The following is a 19515-nucleotide window of genomic DNA, read 5'->3' as shown; positions in this document are numbered from 1 at the left end:
AAGCTATAGTTGTAATCCATTCAGTAACCTTACATAGGTATCGATCGCTTCCCGGATCTCCGGTCCCTTGATGTATTCGTCCGCGGAATGGGAACGTGCCGAGTTTCCCGGCCCTATCTTTACGGAGGGGAAACGCATCAAGGCTTGGTCGCTAAGCGTAGGAGAGCCGAAAGGCTCTTTTCCCATCAAGATCGCCCGTCGCACAAAAGGATGATCCAGATCCGTGCGGGTGGAGCTAAGGCGGAAGCTGCGGGCCTTGATCTCGCAATGAACCTTTTCCTTGATTAGCTCGAATAACTGTTCGTTCGTATAAAATTCGTTGGTGCGGATATCTACCGTGAATTCGCATTTATCGGGAACGACATTGTGTTGTGTACCGGCGTGGATGATGGTGACAGTCATTTTCACCGGTCCGAGGAAGTCGCTTTTCTCCGGGAATTGATAGGTGCTGAACCATTCTATATCCTTCATCGCTAAAGTGATGGCATTGATGCCCTCATTACGTGCGGCATGTCCGGCCTTTCCGATAGCGGTGCAATCCAGTACCATTAACCCTTTCTCGGCTACGGCGGGTTGCATACCCGTGGGTTCACCTACGACAGCGAAGGAGATAGGAGGAAGCTCGGCCAATGCGCTTTCAATGCCATTCTTCCCGGATACCTCTTCCTCACAAGACGCGAGGAAGATTAGATTATAAGGTTGCTCTTTCTCGCTTAAGATGCAGAAGGCTTCATAGAGGGAGACTACGCTCGCCCCGGCATCGTTACTGCCCAGTCCATATAATTGATCATCCTCGGTCTCTTCGGGAGTGAACGGGTCTTTGGTCCAACCGGAAGCGGGCTTGACGGTGTCTATATGGGAGTTGAGTAAAAGGGTCGGTTTACCGAAATCGAAATCCGGGGCGATGATCCACAGGTTGTTGCCTTTGCGGAACACCTTTTGTCCGGCCTTTTTCCATTCTGCTTGCAGGAAATCCGCTACGGCGGTCTCGTCCCGGCTGAAAGACGGACGGGAGATCATGCCTTTTAATAAATCAATCGCTTCGTAATATCTTTCCATATTATAATAAATTATTTACGGTGCATCTGTCCTTCTCCAGTTGGGCTTTCAATTCTTCTAAGGAATCGAATTTGATGTCTCCGCGTACGTATTGAACGAATGAAACACGAATGCTATCATTGTAGATATCTCCGGAGAAATCCAGAATGTTGACCTCCATGGATATGTCCTTCCCATTATTGAGTGTCGGACGGTCACCGATATAAAGCATTCCCTTATATCGTTTGCCTTCCACCTCCACCCATACGGCATATACGCCAATACCCGGAATGACTTTAAAAGGCTCATCTACCCGTATATTCGCCGTGGGAAATCCTAGCGTGCGTCCCACTTTATAGCCGCTGACGATATGGCCCAGCAATTGATAGGGATAGGTCAGTAAATAAGCGGCTTCCGCTACATTTCCGGCTTGAAGTAATTTCCGGATCTCGGAAGAGCTGACGGCCGTATTCCCTTCGTCATAGGGAGATGCCTTCAGCACCTCGATACCACATTCGGTGCCATAAACGACATATTGCTCGAAGCCATCCGTCCGATCGTGCCCGAAACGATGGTCATATCCGATCAATAAGGTCTTTACATGCAGGCTCTTCGCTAAAATAGAGGTAATGAATTCCTTGGCCGAGAGCCGGGATAGCTCGATCGTAAAATCCAATACGATGCAATAATCTACTCCGGTAGTCTCTAATTGCTGTAACTTTTCCTCGAAAGAATTTAATAGCTTCGGTTGGTAATCCGCGTGCAATACGGCCCGGGGATGTTCCGGGAAGGTGATTACGGCCGATGGCAGGTTACGTGCTTTGGCAATCTCTTTCATCTCGTCGATTAAGAAACGGTGTCCTAGATGCACACCATCGAAAAATCCGATCGTAGCCACCAGTTCCTTTCCTTTCAGTCTGTCAAAATCTCTTACAACAATCATTGCGCCTTATTCATTTCTATTCCAATCGAAAGACAAATGTACGGGATAATTTTTAATAATCATGTTCTTATATATAGATACTTTACGTGTATGTTTACTGCAACCCGCGTTGCAGCAGAATTAGATACAGGTTGGTTTGGTTCGTTCTCGGGAAATATCTATATTTGCTAAGTATGAAAACGAAAACTCTACTCTGTATCATAATGATCCTGTCTTGGGGAATGTTGGGATCCGGACTAGCGGCGGAAGATATTCTTTTCAACCGTCTGGGAGTACAGGACGGTCTGTCTTCCAATGAGATCACTTGTATCCTGAAAGACCGGAAGGGGTTTATGTGGTTGGGTACCACTTCTGGGGTGAACCGTTTTGATGGGTATGAGTTTAAGCATTATAAATACAAGGAAAGCGGGTTGCCTTTTAGGGAGGAGCATGTCTCCGAGCTTCAAGAAACCGCCGATGGGCGTATTTGGATTACCTATAATACGAACCAACTTTGCGTATATGAGCCCGATAATGACCGTTTTATTCCGGAGAAGGAAATATTAGATAGCTTACGTCTAGAGAATCCTCCCGCTAAGATATTTGTCGACAATGATAAACAACTCTATTTCGCTACCTATACGAATGAATTTTGCCGTTATGATCAAGCGAGGGGAAAGATTTATTCGTATCCGCTAAATAAAGAGGATGGCCGGGTTTGTGATATGAGTGACGTGGGCGATCGTCTATATGTAGTCCATACCTCGGGAGTGGTAGAGGGGATCGATAAGGCATCCGGAGAACCTGTCTATCGGGATGAGTATCTGACTCAATATGCGAATGCCCAGTTATTCTATGTGTTCGCCGATAGTGACGGGGATCTGTGGTTTTTCTTAAATCCCGGATATAGTAGAGGTCTCTTTCGCCTAAATCCCAAAAGCAAGGAGTGGAAACATTATACGACCGAAACCCCGGTCGCTTTATCCTCTATAATGGTGCGTGACGTGGCGGAGGATATGAACGGTAATATCTGGATCGCTACCGATCATGGCGGTATCAATATCTTGGATAAACGTCTGGACCGGATGCGTTATATACGAAATAACCCGTTTAACCAAACGAGTTTGAGCCAGAATAGCGTGATCTGCTTGTATCGGGATGATACGGGGATTATGTGGGCCGGCACTTATAAAAACGGCATCAACTATTATCATGAGAGCATTTTTAAATTCCAGACTATCCGGTACCCTTTGGAGTTGATGCGGGATATCTTTAACAATGACTTTAATTGTATCGTAGAAGATAAAGAAGGGGATCTGTGGATCGGTACTAGCGGAAACGGCCTATTACGTTACGATCGGGAAACCGGGGAGTATGTCCGCTACCGGGCGGGGCGGGAAAGCGAGAACGCTATCTCCGGCGATGTCGTGATTAGTATGGCGAAAGATTTGGATGGCAAGTTATGGCTGGGTACTTATATGGAGGGGTTGACCGGTTTTGACGGGAAACGTTTCAAGCATTATCGGGATATCCCGGGCAGTAAGGACGGCTTATCCAATAATAGCGTGTATAGTTTGTATGTCGATGCCAAGAATCGTTTGTGGATCGGTACGTTGGAAGGCGGCCTGGATTGCTTGGATCAATCTACCGGGAAATGGACGTATTATCGTATGGGGGATAAGGAGAATGCGATTAACTCGGATATCGTATATAGCCTTTCCGGGGATGAGAAGGGGAATATTGTCGTTGGAACTTCTTTAGGAGTGAACTGGATCAACCCGGAGACGGGGACTGTTACTTCTTTTAACGGCACGAAGGATGGACGTTCCGTGTTTGAGGATCAAATCATCAATGTCGTATTTTGTGATAGCCGCCAATGGGTATGGATCGGGAGTAATCATGGGCTACATATATATGATAGGTTGAATGATAAGATGTATCGGTTGAACCATTCTTCCGGATTACCGGATAACAGCATCATGTCTATCTTGGAGGATAAATATCATACGGTTTGGGTGGGAACGAAGAACGGCTTATTGAATATCGTTCCGAATCGGGATACGGATAATAATTATACGTTCGATTGGAATAGCTATGATGAGAATGAGGGCGTTCAAGGACGTGTGTTTAACGTGAATAGCGCTTGCGGACTGGAAACGGGTGAGTTGGCGTTTGGCGGGACAAACGGTCTTACCTTCGTTGATCCTGCCCGGATACGTTATAATAGCTATGCTCCACCGGCGGTGATAACCGGACTTATGGTGAATAATGTCCCGATAACGGCGAGAGAGGCGTATGACGGGCATGTGATTTTGGATAAAGATATCACCTGTACCAAGCAATTGAAACTGAATTATACGGAACGTAATTTCTCCTTTACCATCTCTTCTTGTTGCTATTTCCTTCCTTTGAAGAATAAATATGCTTTTAAGATGGAGGGCTTCGACTCGGAATGGACTACCGTAAGCGCCTTGGAACGTCGTATTACCTATACGAACTTGAACCCGGGAACTTACACTTTCAAGGTAAAGGCGATGAATAACGACCGGATTTGGAGCAAGGAGATCACGAGCTTGCAGATCACGATCTTGCCTCCGTTCTGGGCTACCGGATGGGCAATAGCGTTGTATATCATAGCTGGTATATTATTGGCGTATGGCGTGATACGTTTTATTTTCCGTATCCAGCAAAAGAAGTTGGAGGAGGAGCAAGAACGGGCTACTGTGCGTCAGCAGCATGAGGTGGACGAGATGAAGCTTCGTTTCTTTACGAACGTAAGCCATGAGTTCCGTACGCCGCTAACATTGATCATGACTCCTTTGGAGAAGTTGATGAAAACGGAGAAAGACATGGAATCCCAGCAAATATTGAAGTTGATCTACCGGAACGCCGACCGGTTGCTTAAATTGGTGAACCAGTTATTGGATTTCCGCAAGATCGATATGCAAGGGGATAGCTTGGTCTTGTCTACCGGCGATATTGTCCCGTTCGTGCGTGACGTGGCTTATTCCTTCAAGGAGCTTTCGGAGCAAAAGCGGATTCATTTCTCTTTCTCCTCGGTCTTCACGTCTCTCCCAATGAAGTTTGACACGGATAAGGTCTTCAAGATCGTCTCTAATCTACTGAGTAACGCTTTTAAGTTTACGCCGGAGGGAGGTACTATCTCGGTGACGCTTAGCTTGCGGTTGGAGAAGGAGGGAGAGAACAAACTGGTTATCGAGGTGTCGGATAGCGGTATCGGTATTCCTGCGGATAAACAAGGAGCTATCTTCGATCGCTTTTATCAGGTGTCTTCCCCGGATAAGGGAAATCCCGTGGTAGGTACGGGTATCGGCCTGCACCTATGCCGGGAATTCGTGCGGATGCATCATGGGACGATAACCGTGAAAAGCGAGCCGGGAGCGGGTAGTACGTTTACGGTTACGCTGCCGGTGATCCCCTTGGACAACCAAGATATTATCTCGGCTCCAGAAGGAATTGCCGAAGGGGATATCTTGCCTCCGGTTGAGGAGCATGCGGAGATCGCTGATAAGGATGCGTCTCCGGCGGAAAGACCTACGTTGCTGGTCGTAGACGATAACACGGATTTCCGGGAATTTATGAAGTTAAGCTTGAGTGGCGTTTATTCGGTACTTACGGCGGCGGATGGAGAAGATGCGTGGAAACTCATTCCGGAGGAGCTGCCGGATATGGTGATCAGCGACGTGATGATGCCTATCACCGACGGTATCACTTTATGCCGCCGGATCAAGGGAGACATCCGGACTTCCCACATCCCGGTGATCCTACTGACGGCAAAGTCCGCTAAAGATAGCCAACTGGTCGGTCTGGAAGCCGGTGCGGATGATTATATCAGCAAGCCATTCAATATGGAGATGCTTCTCTTGAAGGTGCGGCATTTGATCGAGATGAAGAAGAAGATGCAAAAGGCCTTTATGCAGTCCTCTACCATGGGCATCGCCTTGACGGAAGTACAAGCTAGCTCCATGGATGAGGAGTTGATGCGTAAGGCCATCGCCTATATCGAAGAGCAGATCGCCAATCCGGAGTTGTCTGTAGAACGGTTGAGCCGGGAGATGGGCATGAGTCGTGTGAACTTCTACAAGAAATGCCTTTCCATCACGGGTAAGACTCCGGTAGAGTTGATCCGTACGGTGCGCTTGAAGCGTGCGGCGCAGTTATTGGAGAAGAGCCAGATGCGGGTCAACGAGGTCGCGCTGGAGTGCGGTTTCAATGATGTGAAGTTATTCCGGAAGTATTTTAAGGATGAGTTCGGAAGGCTTCCCTCTGACTATCATAAATAAACTTTTTCTAAATAAATGCCACGTAATTAGGGGATATAACAAAATATCCCCTTAAAATAAACATTCTTCCCCTACCTTTTTACGGTTCTCCCCATAACCCAAAACATTTATGGCTTCCTGTCCGCCGCGAACCCTTTAATTTTGCCAACGAATGAAGAACCATTTTTCTTGTATGGAAAAACCTGTTCGGACTCATTGCTGATCGGAAATAATTAAAGAATCTATAGAATATGAAACAACACATCGCGGTATTCACGTTAGGGCTTTCCCTGCTGACTTCCTGCATGACTGATTCCGCTTACCGGAAGGTCGAGAATGGCTTGGTCGCCGATATCCGTTCCGGACAGGCGAAGGCTGTTAAATTGGAAGTAATCTCTGATGATATTATCCGGGTAATCGCCTCTCCGGATGGTAAGTTTTCCAACCAAGTGAACTTGATCAAGGACACGAAATCGTTACCCGCCCCATCGTTTCAGATAACGACCTCGGGGGATACGATCATCGTAAGTACGCAAACCACACAGGCCCGTCTTTCACGGGAGACCGGAGAGGTTCGCTTTACCGACGCCAACGGACACACGATCCTTCGTGAGAAGACAAACGGAGGCAAGGAATTTACGCCGATCGAGGTGGAAGGAACCAAAGGTTATACCTTACGTCAGGTATTTGAGAGCGAGGACGAGGAAGGGCTTTACGGCCTAGGACAGCATCAGAGCGATGAGTTCAACTACAAAGGCAAGAACGAGGAGCTTTTCCAATATAACACGAAGGTGAGCGTGCCGTTTATCGTTTCCTCAAAAGGGTATGGTGTACTTTGGCATAACTATTCCTTGAGCCGTTTCGGCGACAAGCGTCCATACGCCGATTTGGGCGATGTCTTTGGTCTATACGGAAAAGACGGGAGGGCAGGGGCGTTGACCGCTACCTACTATACGGATAAGGCGAAGAATTCCGTTTTAATCCAGCGGGATGAAGATAAGGTAGATTATGAGAATCTGAAAACCATCAAGAACCTGCCGGCAGACTTCCCGAAGCCGAGCGCTTCCGCTACTTGGGAGGGCGAGATCGAGGCGAAAGAGACGGGTACTTATCATTTCAAACTACATTACGCCGGTTATACCAAGGTATTTGTGAATAATGAAGAGATCATCCCGGAACGTTGGCGTGCGGCATGGAACCCGAATGATTACAAGGCTACGGCCGATCTGGAAAAGGGCAAACGCTATCCGATCCGTATCGAATGGTTGCCGGATGGCGATGTCTCTTATATCGGCTTGAAGGTATTATCTCCGCTACCGGAGGAGGAGCGGGAGCGGTTGGCTTTCTGGTCGGAAATGGGGGATGATATCGATTACTACTTCATCAACGGAGAGTCTTCCATGGATAAGGTGATCAGCGGTTACCGCACGGTTACGGGCAAGAGCCAGATCATGCCGAGATGGGCGATGGGATTCTGGTTGAGCCGTGAGCGTTATAAGACGCAAGAGGAGCTATTGACCGCCTTGAACGAATACCGCCGGCGGCAGGTTCCCTTGGATGTGATCGTACAGGATTGGAGCTATTGGCCGGTAGACGCATGGGGTAGCCACGAGTTTGATAAGGAACGTTTCCCGGACCCGAAAGGCATGATTCAGGAAATCCACGATAAGGATGCCCGTATCATGATCTCCGTATGGCCGAAGTTCTATTATACGACAGAGCATTATAAAGAGTTGGATGCGCTGGGTGCTATGTATCAGCAGGCGATTAAGGATAGTATCCGCGACTGGATTTATCCGGGTTATATCGGCTCTTTCTATGACGCGTACAACCCGGAGGCCCGCAAGCTTTTCTGGAGACAGATGAACGAGCATCTGTATTCCTTGGGCATCGACGCTTGGTGGATGGACGCTTCCGAGCCGAACGTACAGGATAATACGGACATCGAATACCGGAAGGCGCTTTGCGGACCTACTTATCTGGGCCCTTCTGCGAAATACTTCAACGCTTACGCTTTGGCTAACGCCGAGGCGATCTACGACGGACAACGTAGCGTAAACCCGGATGACCGTGTATTCCTATTGACCCGTTCCGGTTTCGCCGGCCAGCAACGTTATTCTACCGCTACATGGAGTGGCGATATCGGTACTCGCTGGGAAGATATGAAAGCGCAGATCAGCGCCGGCTTGAACTTCGCCATGTCCGGTATTCCTTACTGGACGATGGATATCGGTGGCTTCAGCGTGGAGAACCGTTATATGGCCGCTAAGGAAGGTAGCGAGGATTTGAGGGAATGGAGGGAGTTGAACAACCGTTGGTATCAGTTCGGAGCTTTCTGTCCGTTGTTCCGTAGCCACGGGCAATATCCTTGCCGCGAGATCTATAATATCGCTCCGGAAGGATCGCCTACGTACCAATCGATGAAGTATTATACCGAGTTGCGCTATCAATTGATGCCGTATATCTATAGCTTGGCCTCCAAGACGCATTTTGAGGATTATACGATCATGCGTGCCTTGGTGATGGATTATTCGGACGATGAGAAGACTTACGATATAGACGACCAGTTTATGTTTGGCCCGGCCTTCATGGCATGCCCGGTGTATGAGTATAAGGCTCGCGACCGTGAGGTGTATTTCCCGTCAGGCATTTGGTACGATTACTACAACGGCAAGCGTATACAAGGCGGGACGACAATACATGTGGATGCTCCTTATGAGCGTATGCCTTTGTTCGTGAGAGCCGGCTCTATCGTACCGACCGGAAAGGTAATCCAGTCTACGAAAGAGGAACAGAAAGACTTAATCGTCTCTGTTTACGCCGGTGCCGACGGCTCCTTCACCTTATATGAGGATAATGGCGTGACCTACGATTACGAGAAAGGAAATTACGCTACCATCCCGTTTGTTTATGATGATGCGAGGCGAACGCTCACGATCGGCGCACGGGAGGGCGACTATCCGGGCATGATCCGCGAGCGTCAGATCACGGTACGTCTCATCACGCCGGAGAACCCCGCTGGCAAGGACGTGACAATATCTTACCAAGGTAAACCTCTAGTTGTAGAGACGGGGCACGCCCCGTCTCTACAACTGGGTAGTATCAATTAAACTATATAATCACTAATGATACCACTGATGAATCGGCCACTTGCGTGGCTTCTGGGCCTATTGCTCACCGCCTGTTCCCCCACCGGGGAGCAGGTGCGTGAACGTAGCTCATGGAATGACGATTGGAAGTTTGCCTTGTCGGATAGCGTTCAGGATTATTCATCCCCGGACAGCGATGATTCCACTTGGCGTATCTTATCTTTACCGCATGATTGGAGTATCGAGGGGGATTTCTCCCTCGATAACCCGTCTACCCCGGGCGGCGGCGCGCTACCGGGCGGGATTGGTTGGTATCGAAAGACATTTACCCTTCCGGAGACGGATCGGGGTAAGGTTGTTTATGTTGATTTCGACGGGGTTTACCGGAATAGCGAGGTCTGGATCAATGGTCATTCGCTGGGATTCCGCCCGAATGGTTATGTATCGTTTCGTTATGACTTGACGCCTTATTTGAGGTATGGAAGCCAACCGAACGTGATTGTCGTGAAGGCGGATAATAGCGAGCAGCCGAATTCCCGCTGGTATTCAGGCTCCGGTATCTACCGTAACGTATGGCTGGTGAAGGTGAATCCGGTACATGTGGACAACTGGGGTACTTTCGTGCATGATATGAGGATCTCACCGGAGGAGGCTACCTTCTCCTTGGAGGTGAGAATAAGGAATAGCTCGGAGGCGGATAGGGAGGCCGAAGTCTCTACCTCTATTTACGATGACCGTAACAGAGTTGTTACGGCACCCGTAACAACTCTGTTACGGGTACCGTATACGCCCTGTTACGACGCCTGTATGCGGGAGGCATCTGTCGATCATCAGTTCTCGATCCCAAATCCCAAACTTTGGAGTCCCGATTCTCCCTCGCTCTACACGTCCGTCACGGAAGTGAAAGTGGCCGGCAAGGTGGTAGACCGTTATGAGACGGTATTCGGATTGCGTACGTTCCGTTGGGATTCCGCTACCGGCTTTTATTTGAATGATAAGCCTTTGAAGATAAAAGGGGTTTGCCTGCATCATGATTTAGGCTGTCTGGGTGCCACCGTGAATACACGGGCTATCGAGCGCCAGCTACAGATCATGAAGGAGATGGGTGTGAACGCGATCCGTACCAGCCATAACGCCCCGGCACCCGAGTTGCTGGATCTTTGCGATCGTATGGGCCTTCTGGTACAGGATGAGTCTTTCGATATGTGGGAACGCCGTAAGTCTCCGTACGATTACGCCCGGTATTTCGCGGAGTGGCACGAGCGGGATTTGACGGACGAGATCTTGCGTGACCGGAATCACGCCTCTGTTTTCATGTGGAGTATAGGCAATGAGGTACTTGAGCAATGGAGTCATGCCGACGCTACCGAGCTGGATCTGCAAGCGGCGAACCTGATCTTGAATGCCGGTCATGCCATCGATCCCGCTTTGCTGAAGGATACGACCCTTAGTCGTCAATCCTTGATCACCCGTCATCTGGCGGCTATCGTGAAACGGCTGGATACCTCCCGGGTCGTTACCGCCGGCTGTAACGAGGTAAACCCTGCGAATCATCTGTTCCGCTCGGATGCCTTGGATGTGCTGGGCTTCAACTACCATGAGCGATATTTCGAGCCGTTTCTCCGGAATTTCCCCGGAAAGAAACTGATCGTGAGCGAATCTACCTCGGCCTTGATGACCCGTGGCTATTATGAGATGCCGTCCGATCATATTTATATCCGTCCGGAATCGTGGGACAAGCCTTTCGAGGCTCCCGAGCATGTTTGCTCCTCTTATGATAATTGCCATGTACCTTGGGGCTCTACACACGAGAAGACTTGGCATCTGGTGAAGACGCTTCCGCATGTATCCGGCCTGTTCGTCTGGACGGGTTTCGATTACTTGGGAGAGCCTACCCCGTATTGGTGGCCCAGCCGGAGCAGCTTCTTCGGTATCGTGGATCTGGCGGGTTTCCCGAAGGATGTATATTATATGTATAAAAGCGAGTGGACGGATGAACCCGTATTGCACATTTTCCCGCATTGGAACTGGAAAGAAGGCGAACCGGTGGATATCTGGGCCTATTATAACAATGCCGATGAGGTGGAACTATACCTAAACGGAAAGAGCCTAGGCGTACGACAAAAAACGGACAGTACCTATCATGTCTCTTGGCGTGTGCCTTTTACGCCCGGAACCTTGAGAGCCGTCTCCCGCTTAGGGGGTAAGGAGGTCTTGGTGAAAGAGATCCATACGGCAGGAGAGCCGGCCCGTTTGGTCTTGACCCCGGATCGTAGTGTCATCCAAGCGGATGGCTCGGACCTATCGTTTGTAACCGTAGATGTATGCGATATCGATGGTAACCGGGTTCCCGACGCTACCCCGTTGATCCGTTTCTCCGTGGAGGGCCCGGGTGAGATCGCCGGAACGGATAACGGAGATCCGAACGATCCGAACAGCCTCCGTAAACCGAAACGGCAAGCTTACTACGGAAAAGCCTTGGTCGTGATCCGGAACAAGGGCGGACAAGGCGACATCCACTTAAAAGCCATAGCCGAGGGCTTACCCGAGGCGACGGTAACGATTCAAGCGCAATAATAAACCTATAAATAAAAAGGAAATGAAAAAGATAATAGGCGTGATCGCTTGCGGGCTATTCTTGAACACGGCTGCTGCGAGCTCGCAGGTCACGGATAAAGAGAAGGTACAAATGGAGAAACGTATCGAGAAACTGATTAAGAAGATGACCTTGGAGGAAAAGGTCGGATTATTGCATGGTAACTCAAAATTCTATGTTGCCGGAGTAGAGCGTCTGGGGATTCCCGAGTGGAGCTTGAGCGACGGGCCTCACGGGGTACGTGCGGAGATCAATCGCCACGACTGGGCATATGCGGGTTGGACAAATGATTCCGCCTCTTATTTCCCGACCGGCACGGCTTTCGCCGCCACTTGGAATCCGGAGTTGGCTTACCGTCGGGGCGAGGTGCTGGGCGAGGAGGCTCGCTGGCGTAAGAAGGACGTATTGCTGGGCCCGGGCGTGAATATCATTCGCTCCCCGCTTTGTGGCCGTAACTTCGAGTATATGAGCGAGGATCCTTATATGAACTCCGTATTGGCGGTCGCTTATATCAAAGGCTTGCAGAGCCGTGACGTGGCTTGCAGCGTAAAGCATTTCGCCGTGAATAACCAAGAGACAAACCGTACGACTGTCGATGTGGAATGTAGCGAGCGTGCCTTGCGTGAGATTTATTTACCCGCTTTCAAGGCGGCCGTACAGGAGGGAGGCGCCTTGACGGTAATGGCCGCTTATAATAAATTCCGTGGGGAGTTCTGCGCGGAGAATAACTACTTGGTTCGCAAGATCCTTCGGAATGAATGGGGATTCGATGGCGTATATGTAACCGACTGGGGAGCCGCCCATAGCACGGTTCCTTCTATGGAGGCCGGCTTGGATCTGGAGATGGGCACGCTGATCGATAAATATGAGGATTGGTATTATGCCAACCCCTTGATCGAGGCTGTTAAATCTGGTAAGATTCCTATGAGCTTGGTGGACGAGAAGGTGGGCGATGTCTTACGTGTGATGATCAAGACGAATGTCTTGGACCCGAAAAAGCGTTTCGGCCCCGGCTCCATGAATACGAAAGAGCATCAGCAAGCCACTTACGACGCGGCTGCCGAAGCCATTGTCTTATTGAAGAACCAGAATAATCTTCTCCCGTTGGATTTCTCCTCGATCAAGAGTCTGGCGGTAATTGGCGATAACGCTACCCGCAAACATTCCAATGGTGGCTTGAGTTCCGAGATCAAGGCGGTTTATGAGGTAACTCCATTAGAGGCGCTTCGTGCGAAATGGGGCGATAAGGTGGATATCCGTTTTGCCCAAGGTTATGAGAAGTTATCTACTTTCGTGGAGGGTAGCAATAATGGGCAAAGCTCTGGTACTTTCTCTTCCAAGACACAGGAAAGCGACGCGTTATTGAAAGAGGCGGTAGAGGTTGCCCGCACGAGTGACGTGGCCCTTTTGGTTTGTGGTTTGAACCATGATTATGATACCGAGTCGTTCGACCGTCTGAATATGGATATCCCATACGGGCAGGTTGAGTTGATTCAAGAGGTGGTAAAGGCGAATCCTCGTACGATCGTGGTCATGATCGCCGGATCGCCGTTGAATATGGCCGCCGTAGATATTTGTTCCCCGGCTATCGTTTGGGCTTGGTTCAACGGTATGGAAGGAGGAAATGCCTTGGTAGACGTATTATCCGGCAAGGTGAATCCGAGCGGTAAGATGCCGTTCACCACTCCCGTGAGCTTGGATCAATCTCCGGCGCATGCGTTGGGCAACTTCCCCGGCAGGGATCTGAAAGTGAATTATGAGGAAGATATCTTGGTAGGTTACCGCTGGTTCGATACGAAGGGGCTTCCGGTCGTTTATCCGTTCGGTTACGGCTTATCCTATACGACATTCAACTATTCCAATCTGAATACGGATAAAAAGACGTATGATCAAGCGGACACGATCCAAGCGACTTTCACCCTAACTAATACCGGAGACCGTGAAGGAGCTGAGGTGGCCCAATTGTATGTAAGCGATCCGGTTTGCTCCGTGATGCGTCCGGTCAAGGAGTTAAAAGGCTTCAAGAAGGTATTCCTTAAACCCGGTGAGAGTCGGCGAATCACGTTGGACATCCCCGTATCCTCTTTAGCTTTCTATAGTGAGGCACAAAGCCAATTCGTCGTAGAACCCGGCGAGTTCATCCTCCAACTAGGAGCCTCCGCCTCAGATATCACGCAGAGAATCAGCGTGGAGGTGAAATAACTACCCAGTTGTAGAGACGGGGAGTGCCCCGTCTCCCACAGACTGATAGTATTCTTTAGTTACTATTTTGAAGGGATGAGACGGGGCACGCCCCGTCTCTACAAATAGATATTGAAAAATAACCGCTAGGACATTTTTCGTTACATTTCCTTGAACAAGAGCGCATCTATAGAGTTATATCCATATAATAACAATATAATTAAAGATGTGCTATGAACTCTCTACAAAATCCATTGAACGCTAACTATCCGCAAGATGTTACCCAAAAACCGGGCGAGAATGCGGTTTTCATTGTCTATGCTCTAAAAGATCTCCCCGACACGATTGATAAGGTAAAGGACGTGTGCGCTAATTTCTCCGCTTTGATACGTAGTATGCGCAATCGCTATCCTGATATGCAATTCAGTTGTACGATAGGATTCGGGGCGGATGCTTGGAAACGTTTCTTTCCGGAGCAAGGAAACCCCAAAGAATTGCAACCGTTTGAAGAGATCAAAGGAGTTAAGCTTACGGCTGTTTCTACCCCCGGGGATTTACTATTCCACATCCGCTGTAAGCAGATGGGACTGTGCTTTGAGTTCGCCTCCATTATAGACCAGAAACTGCGAGGTGTCGTGGAATCGATCGATGAGACCCACGGTTTTCGGTATAGAGACGGTAAGGCGATTATCGGTTTCGTGGACGGTACGGAGAATCCTGCCGTGGATGAAGACCCCTATCGTTTCGCGGTAATAGGCGATGAGGACCCCGAGTTTATGGGCGGAAGTTATGTATTTGTGCAAAAATACATTCATGATATGGTGGCATGGAATGCGCTTCCAGTGGAAGAGCAAGAGAAAGTCATCGGTCGCCGTAAATTCAACGATGTTGAGCTATCAGATGAGGAAAAACCGAAGAACGCCCATAACGCCGTGACGAACATCGGAGACGATCTGAAAATAGTCCGTGCTAACATGCCATTCGCCCATACCTCCAAAGGTGAATACGGTACCTATTTTATCGCCTATGCCAGCACGTTCAGCACCACCCGACGAATGCTGGAGAATATGTTCGTCGGTGATCCTGTAGGCAATACGGATCGTCTGCTGGACTTCAGCACGCCGATAACGGGAACTCTTTTCTTCGTTCCGTCGTATGAGTTGCTTGATAAGTTAGGGGAATAATTATTTATCCATCCTTAACTGTTTAGTTAACAGACTTCCACAGTGCCAATCATTTTCCATATCGTGGCACGGCTGTGCCATCAGCGTGGCATAGCTGTGCCTTCCTTATGGCAATGGTGTGCCATTGGGATGGCACAGTCGTGCCATCATGATGTGCTTATCTTTTAATGAAAGGCTTGTTGACTGATAAGGTTGGAGTTACGGATAACAGAAGTAAACCGCCTATTATCAATACTCCAAATATCCATAGCGGTTATATAGTGTTGGGAGTGTAGACGCGTGTTGTATGTCGTTTGCGGATTTCAACCCGGATTTATGAAGTTAACTTACTTGGTCATTTAAGTTAGCTTACTTTGCCAATGAAGTTAACTTACTTTGCCGTTGAAGCTAACTTACATTTGAAATGTTAGTTAACTGGTAACTTTCTACCTAAAAAAGCCATTTGGCAATGTACCTAATCTTTTTTGCGCTATAAAAGTATTTTGTTTGTGTTTTTTAGTATCTTTGCCAGATGTTTAAGGATAAAACGATGTTTCCCATATAGTTAAATACTGTGCTTTTTGATGAGATTAGAAGATCTAAATGAATATTATGATAATCTCTGCGATACTTTTGACCGTGGAGAGATGGATTTTGTTATGAACCATGACCGTGCTCATAATGCTGTTATTGAATGCTTTATGCTTAATAAATCAAATGTGATTAATATGTATTGTGGCGAAATGTCTGTTTTCCGTGAGGGATTCTACAATCATATCAATCAAGATAGTAATTATGATCTCAAGGAAGGAGAGACTGCATTAGGAGATGAGATCAAGAAAAAGGTTATTAAGTCTTTGAGAGAGTTCATAAACCGTCCCAATGTATCCTTGAATATTTATTTTGAAAGGTTTGATCGTAAGTTCTTGAGAGATTTAATCGATCTTCGTGTTTTTAGTGATGGAGTAAGTTCCGAGAAGATACGTCTTTTTAAATTGGAAGATAATTTATTCTTGAAAAGCGATATGGCGCATGTCTCATATACGGATACCAACATTGTTAGAATGGAAAGAAATCCGCAGACGCACGAAGCTACATGTGCGATAAATCCACCTGAAGAGATTTTGAGCAAGGTAAAAGCTACTTTTAAGTCGATGTCGTTGGTCGGTGAGGAGATCAAGTTGAATTAGTAGAAGGTTGGTATGCTGTTTCTTGGAGGAAGCCAGACATTTATTGGTATATTGGCATCATTGATTGTATTATGTGTCATTTTGGACAAAAGTAATTTTATACATAGTATTCTTGATGAGATAGGAAAACGTATTGATGAAGAGATCAAATCTTTGGATAAAGCAGTGGGGTTCGATGTGATCAACGATGTGCCGGCAAACTCTGATTATAAACTATTGCAGCGCTATATAAATGAATTGCGTGTAGAGGCGAAAACAAGACCAGAATGCAAGCAGTTGCTAATTAGTGCTATGGCTATGGATATGAAACTTCAAGCTACGTTCGATCAACTTAAATCCGGATATTCCTCTAAATTCTTGAAGCCAGCTCATGACTTGATAGAGAAAATTCAAAGGTCAAAAGAACAGGTTATAGCTCCGTTATATGCGCTTTTGTTCTGCTTAACAGTTTTTATTTGTGATGAGATTGTTGTGGGAGTTGCGGGAACGAGCGATTTTGTTGTTTCCTTTTTGACTATCTTTGTGGCTTTCTCGGGTATTTTCTGGTTGATGATGTGGAAGATTTTCTTTAGAGATATACGGATAGAGACTGAAGAAGGTTCTTCTCAAAAAACGAAAGTGTTTGTTTCTAGGTGGATAAGGTGGAAATGGATGTGTTTCGCATTTCCTATGTTTTATGCGACTTGTTTGTTCTTGTCAACTTTTATCCCTATTATCTGGGCTAAATGTTTAATATCATTCACTATAGGAATACCTATATGTGTAATGGCATGGTTAAAAGCTAAGAGCCATTATGAGTTTGGCTTCTATACTTATGAATATGTTTTCAAACACTTTGGGGGATTGTTTCTTATATCATTTCTTTTTGCTGTGGTAACGACCGGTGGGTGTGCGCTATCAGATGATGTATCTTCTGTTTGTTTTACCTATGAGGATTTTGTTGCGCTTAAAATCACTGTGATTTTGTTTGTCTTGATCAGCGGTCTGTTGTTCCCGTTTCTTATGCCTTATTATGGTTTTAAGCGTGTCTTGAACATTGTAAAAGATGAGGTGAAAAGCAGCAAACAATCTATGGAAAGAGAGCTTAGTAGTATAAAGGAAGAGTTAAAAGAGTTTTGTAAGGTCATTCCGTAGACTTTAGGGTAGTAGTCTTCGTACTGTTTAATGGATTGCCATCTTGATTTTTTTCTTAATAATCAATTATAATTAAAGAATATATCATATATTTGCCTAGCTAGTAATTAAGACAGAAAAGCAAAAGGTAAAAGCGTAGGTTTTTATCTACTTATTCTTTCTTTGTTGGTAGTAAAACAATGATAAAATAGAAAACGTATGGATTATCATAGACTAAAATATTTTTAATACGTATATTTGCGACAATAAAAGGCTTTTAAGTTAGAAGCCTTGTGTTGCGTGCGATATTTGTGCGAGTTGACAAAAATCGGCCAAATTTTTCGAGACACTCAATGCACAGAGAAAGCCCCGCAACCCTTTATTAGATATACGTGTTATCTATGCTACTGTATAGTATAGATAGATTATTGTATACAGATAAGGGGGGCGTGCGGCTGACTTTATTGAGTGTTGAGGCTTGGCCGAGCCTTTGTCAACAATATTTTCAGCCAATCGCCCTTTCTTTATTTTATAATGAAAGGCCAGCTCTTCAATATAACGCCAAATAACGCCCTTTTTAAAGATAAATAGTATAAGTTTTACTTTAATCAAATAGTTATGCCTGAGTTTATTACTATTGAAGAAGCCGCTCGTATCACCGGCTTTCCATCTCAAGAAATCCAGCAATGGGCGATATCTAAAAAAATAACATCTTACGTCGTGAAGCAAGGTGTTCGCCTAGTCGATCTGACCAATTTGCGTGAATTCATTTCCCATATCGAGCGTATGGGAATACAAAAGCTATACCTGCAACTTATCATCCAAGACAAGGAAGAAGAGATAAACGAGATCATCTCCCAATTCGATGATTACCTTTTCTGCCTGCGATCCCTTAAAAACATCTCTCCCCTACTTAAACTCATTATCGCCGAACTATCAACATTCATACACGACAAGAAAGACCGACTTATCTTTACGGAAATAACTTCCGGAGCCAAGATAGAAGACGTAGCTAAACGTTGTGGTATATCCTATGATGGAATCTGTCGCCGATATAAGGTCATATCGCTCCGCTTGCAAGAAAACATGGGCTTCCTGACCGAATACAAGAAAACAATCACGAACCAAGACCTTGAGATAGAACGTCTGTGGATAGAGAACAGGAACATGGAATACGAATTGAGAAGATTATATAAAAAGGCGCTCCAAAACGGTCTATGTATCGAATCTCCCCGATCACTTACCCCCGTTCCCTTAAATGCCGCGAAACGGATATGCCAACCCATTACCCGTCTCACCTTAGCGCCCTATATCCGTAAATGCCTTACAACCTTGAAAATAGAAACCATAGAAGATATTCTACGTTACGCCCTCAAAAACGGACTCGACTCTTTATTAGACCTTCCCGGCTTTGGCGCTCTTGGTTTGGCCCAACTGAAATTCCAACTCGAAAAGCATAAGATAATCGATAAAACCGGGCATTCCGACCTTTATCAATATATCATTTGCGAAGCGGATAATTAGTGAGGACATTCTTTGTCCTCAAGTAGAATTTAACTAGATTTCAAGGATACTCATACTGTATTTACATTTTTTTGTATATTTGCGATATGTAATGATGTTTGTTTATATTTGAATCTTCACTTGTAACCTTGTTCTAGGTTCTGATGAAACTACGTTGATTTGAATAGAGGATAAAGGTGATAAGAGATAGAAAATCAGTGAGTAACTAAATGGTAGAATAACCAATAGCAGTATAGATCTAAATAAAAATAGATATAAATGATTGTTATTTAGGGACTTACATTAGATAAAAGACGTAGTTTCATCAGAACTAAAGTATATGAACTGCGAATAAGCAGAATGGAGATAAGTTGGTATGGCGGGGATATATAATATATATGTGATATGAAAATGGATGGAAATTTGCTTATAGATCT

10 protein-coding genes are annotated in these 19515 nt (G+C 46.5%); 8 read left to right on the top strand and 2 right to left on the bottom strand.

From position 1 onward, the window contains the following. Positions 1–3: 3 nt before the first annotated feature. Complete coding sequence (locus NBH16_RS20495; protein ID WP_057317251.1) at positions 4–1059, bottom strand: M20 family metallo-hydrolase; 1056 nt, start codon at positions 1057–1059, stop codon at positions 4–6. 1 nt (position 1060) lies between these two features. Next, entirely contained in the window at positions 1061–1981 is a 921-nt protein-coding gene (gene ribF / locus NBH16_RS20490; protein WP_121960709.1) for a riboflavin biosynthesis protein RibF, read from the bottom strand. A 203-nt stretch (positions 1982–2184) separates the two neighbouring features. Between ribF and NBH16_RS20485 the strand changes: the two genes are divergently transcribed. The 8 genes from NBH16_RS20485 to NBH16_RS20450 all read left to right on the top strand — a co-directional run bounded on the left by NBH16_RS20485 (position 2185) and on the right by NBH16_RS20450 (position 19099). Continuing rightward, complete coding sequence (locus tag NBH16_RS20485) at positions 2185–6264, top strand: hybrid sensor histidine kinase/response regulator transcription factor (protein ID WP_057317252.1); 4080 nt, start codon at positions 2185–2187, stop codon at positions 6262–6264. A gap of 230 nt (positions 6265–6494) precedes the next feature. After that, the gene (locus NBH16_RS20480; protein ID WP_048926988.1) at positions 6495–9353 is read left to right on the top strand and encodes a TIM-barrel domain-containing protein; all 2859 of its coding nucleotides are present in this window, start codon (positions 6495–6497) and stop codon (positions 9351–9353) included. A 27-nt stretch (positions 9354–9380) separates the two neighbouring features. Continuing rightward, positions 9381–11909, top strand: coding sequence for a glycoside hydrolase family 2 TIM barrel-domain containing protein (locus NBH16_RS20475; protein ID WP_048926989.1), 2529 nt, complete (start codon positions 9381–9383; stop codon positions 11907–11909). A gap of 22 nt (positions 11910–11931) precedes the next feature. Continuing rightward, positions 11932–14130 (top strand): glycoside hydrolase family 3 C-terminal domain-containing protein, encoded by a 2199-nt coding sequence (locus NBH16_RS20470; protein ID WP_048926990.1) that lies wholly within the window; start codon positions 11932–11934, stop codon positions 14128–14130. A gap of 212 nt (positions 14131–14342) precedes the next feature. Beyond that, positions 14343–15293 carry a Dyp-type peroxidase gene (locus NBH16_RS20465; RefSeq protein WP_005860205.1) on the top strand — a complete coding sequence of 317 codons (951 nt, stop codon included), beginning with the start codon at positions 14343–14345 and terminating at the stop codon, positions 15291–15293. Positions 15294–15856: 563 nt separating this feature from the next. Next, on the top strand, positions 15857–16462 hold the full coding sequence (locus tag NBH16_RS20460; RefSeq protein ID WP_008778997.1) for a hypothetical protein: 606 nt from the start codon (positions 15857–15859) through the stop codon (positions 16460–16462). Positions 16463–16474: 12 nt separating this feature from the next. Beyond that, positions 16475–17596 carry a hypothetical protein gene (locus tag NBH16_RS20455; RefSeq protein WP_008778998.1) on the top strand — a complete coding sequence of 374 codons (1122 nt, stop codon included), beginning with the start codon at positions 16475–16477 and terminating at the stop codon, positions 17594–17596. Positions 17597–18193: 597 nt separating this feature from the next. Continuing rightward, positions 18194–19099 carry a transcriptional regulator gene (locus tag NBH16_RS20450; RefSeq protein WP_121962567.1) on the top strand — a complete coding sequence of 302 codons (906 nt, stop codon included), beginning with the start codon at positions 18194–18196 and terminating at the stop codon, positions 19097–19099. Positions 19100–19515: the final 416 nt, after the last annotated feature.

The organism is Parabacteroides sp. Y3-G-102, assembly GCF_023656845.1.
GTDB classification, from domain to species: Bacteria; Bacteroidota; Bacteroidia; order Bacteroidales; family Tannerellaceae; genus Parabacteroides; species Parabacteroides distasonis.
Note: the sequence above shows the minus strand (reverse complement) of the source record. Positions and strands in the feature narration are given on the sequence as shown.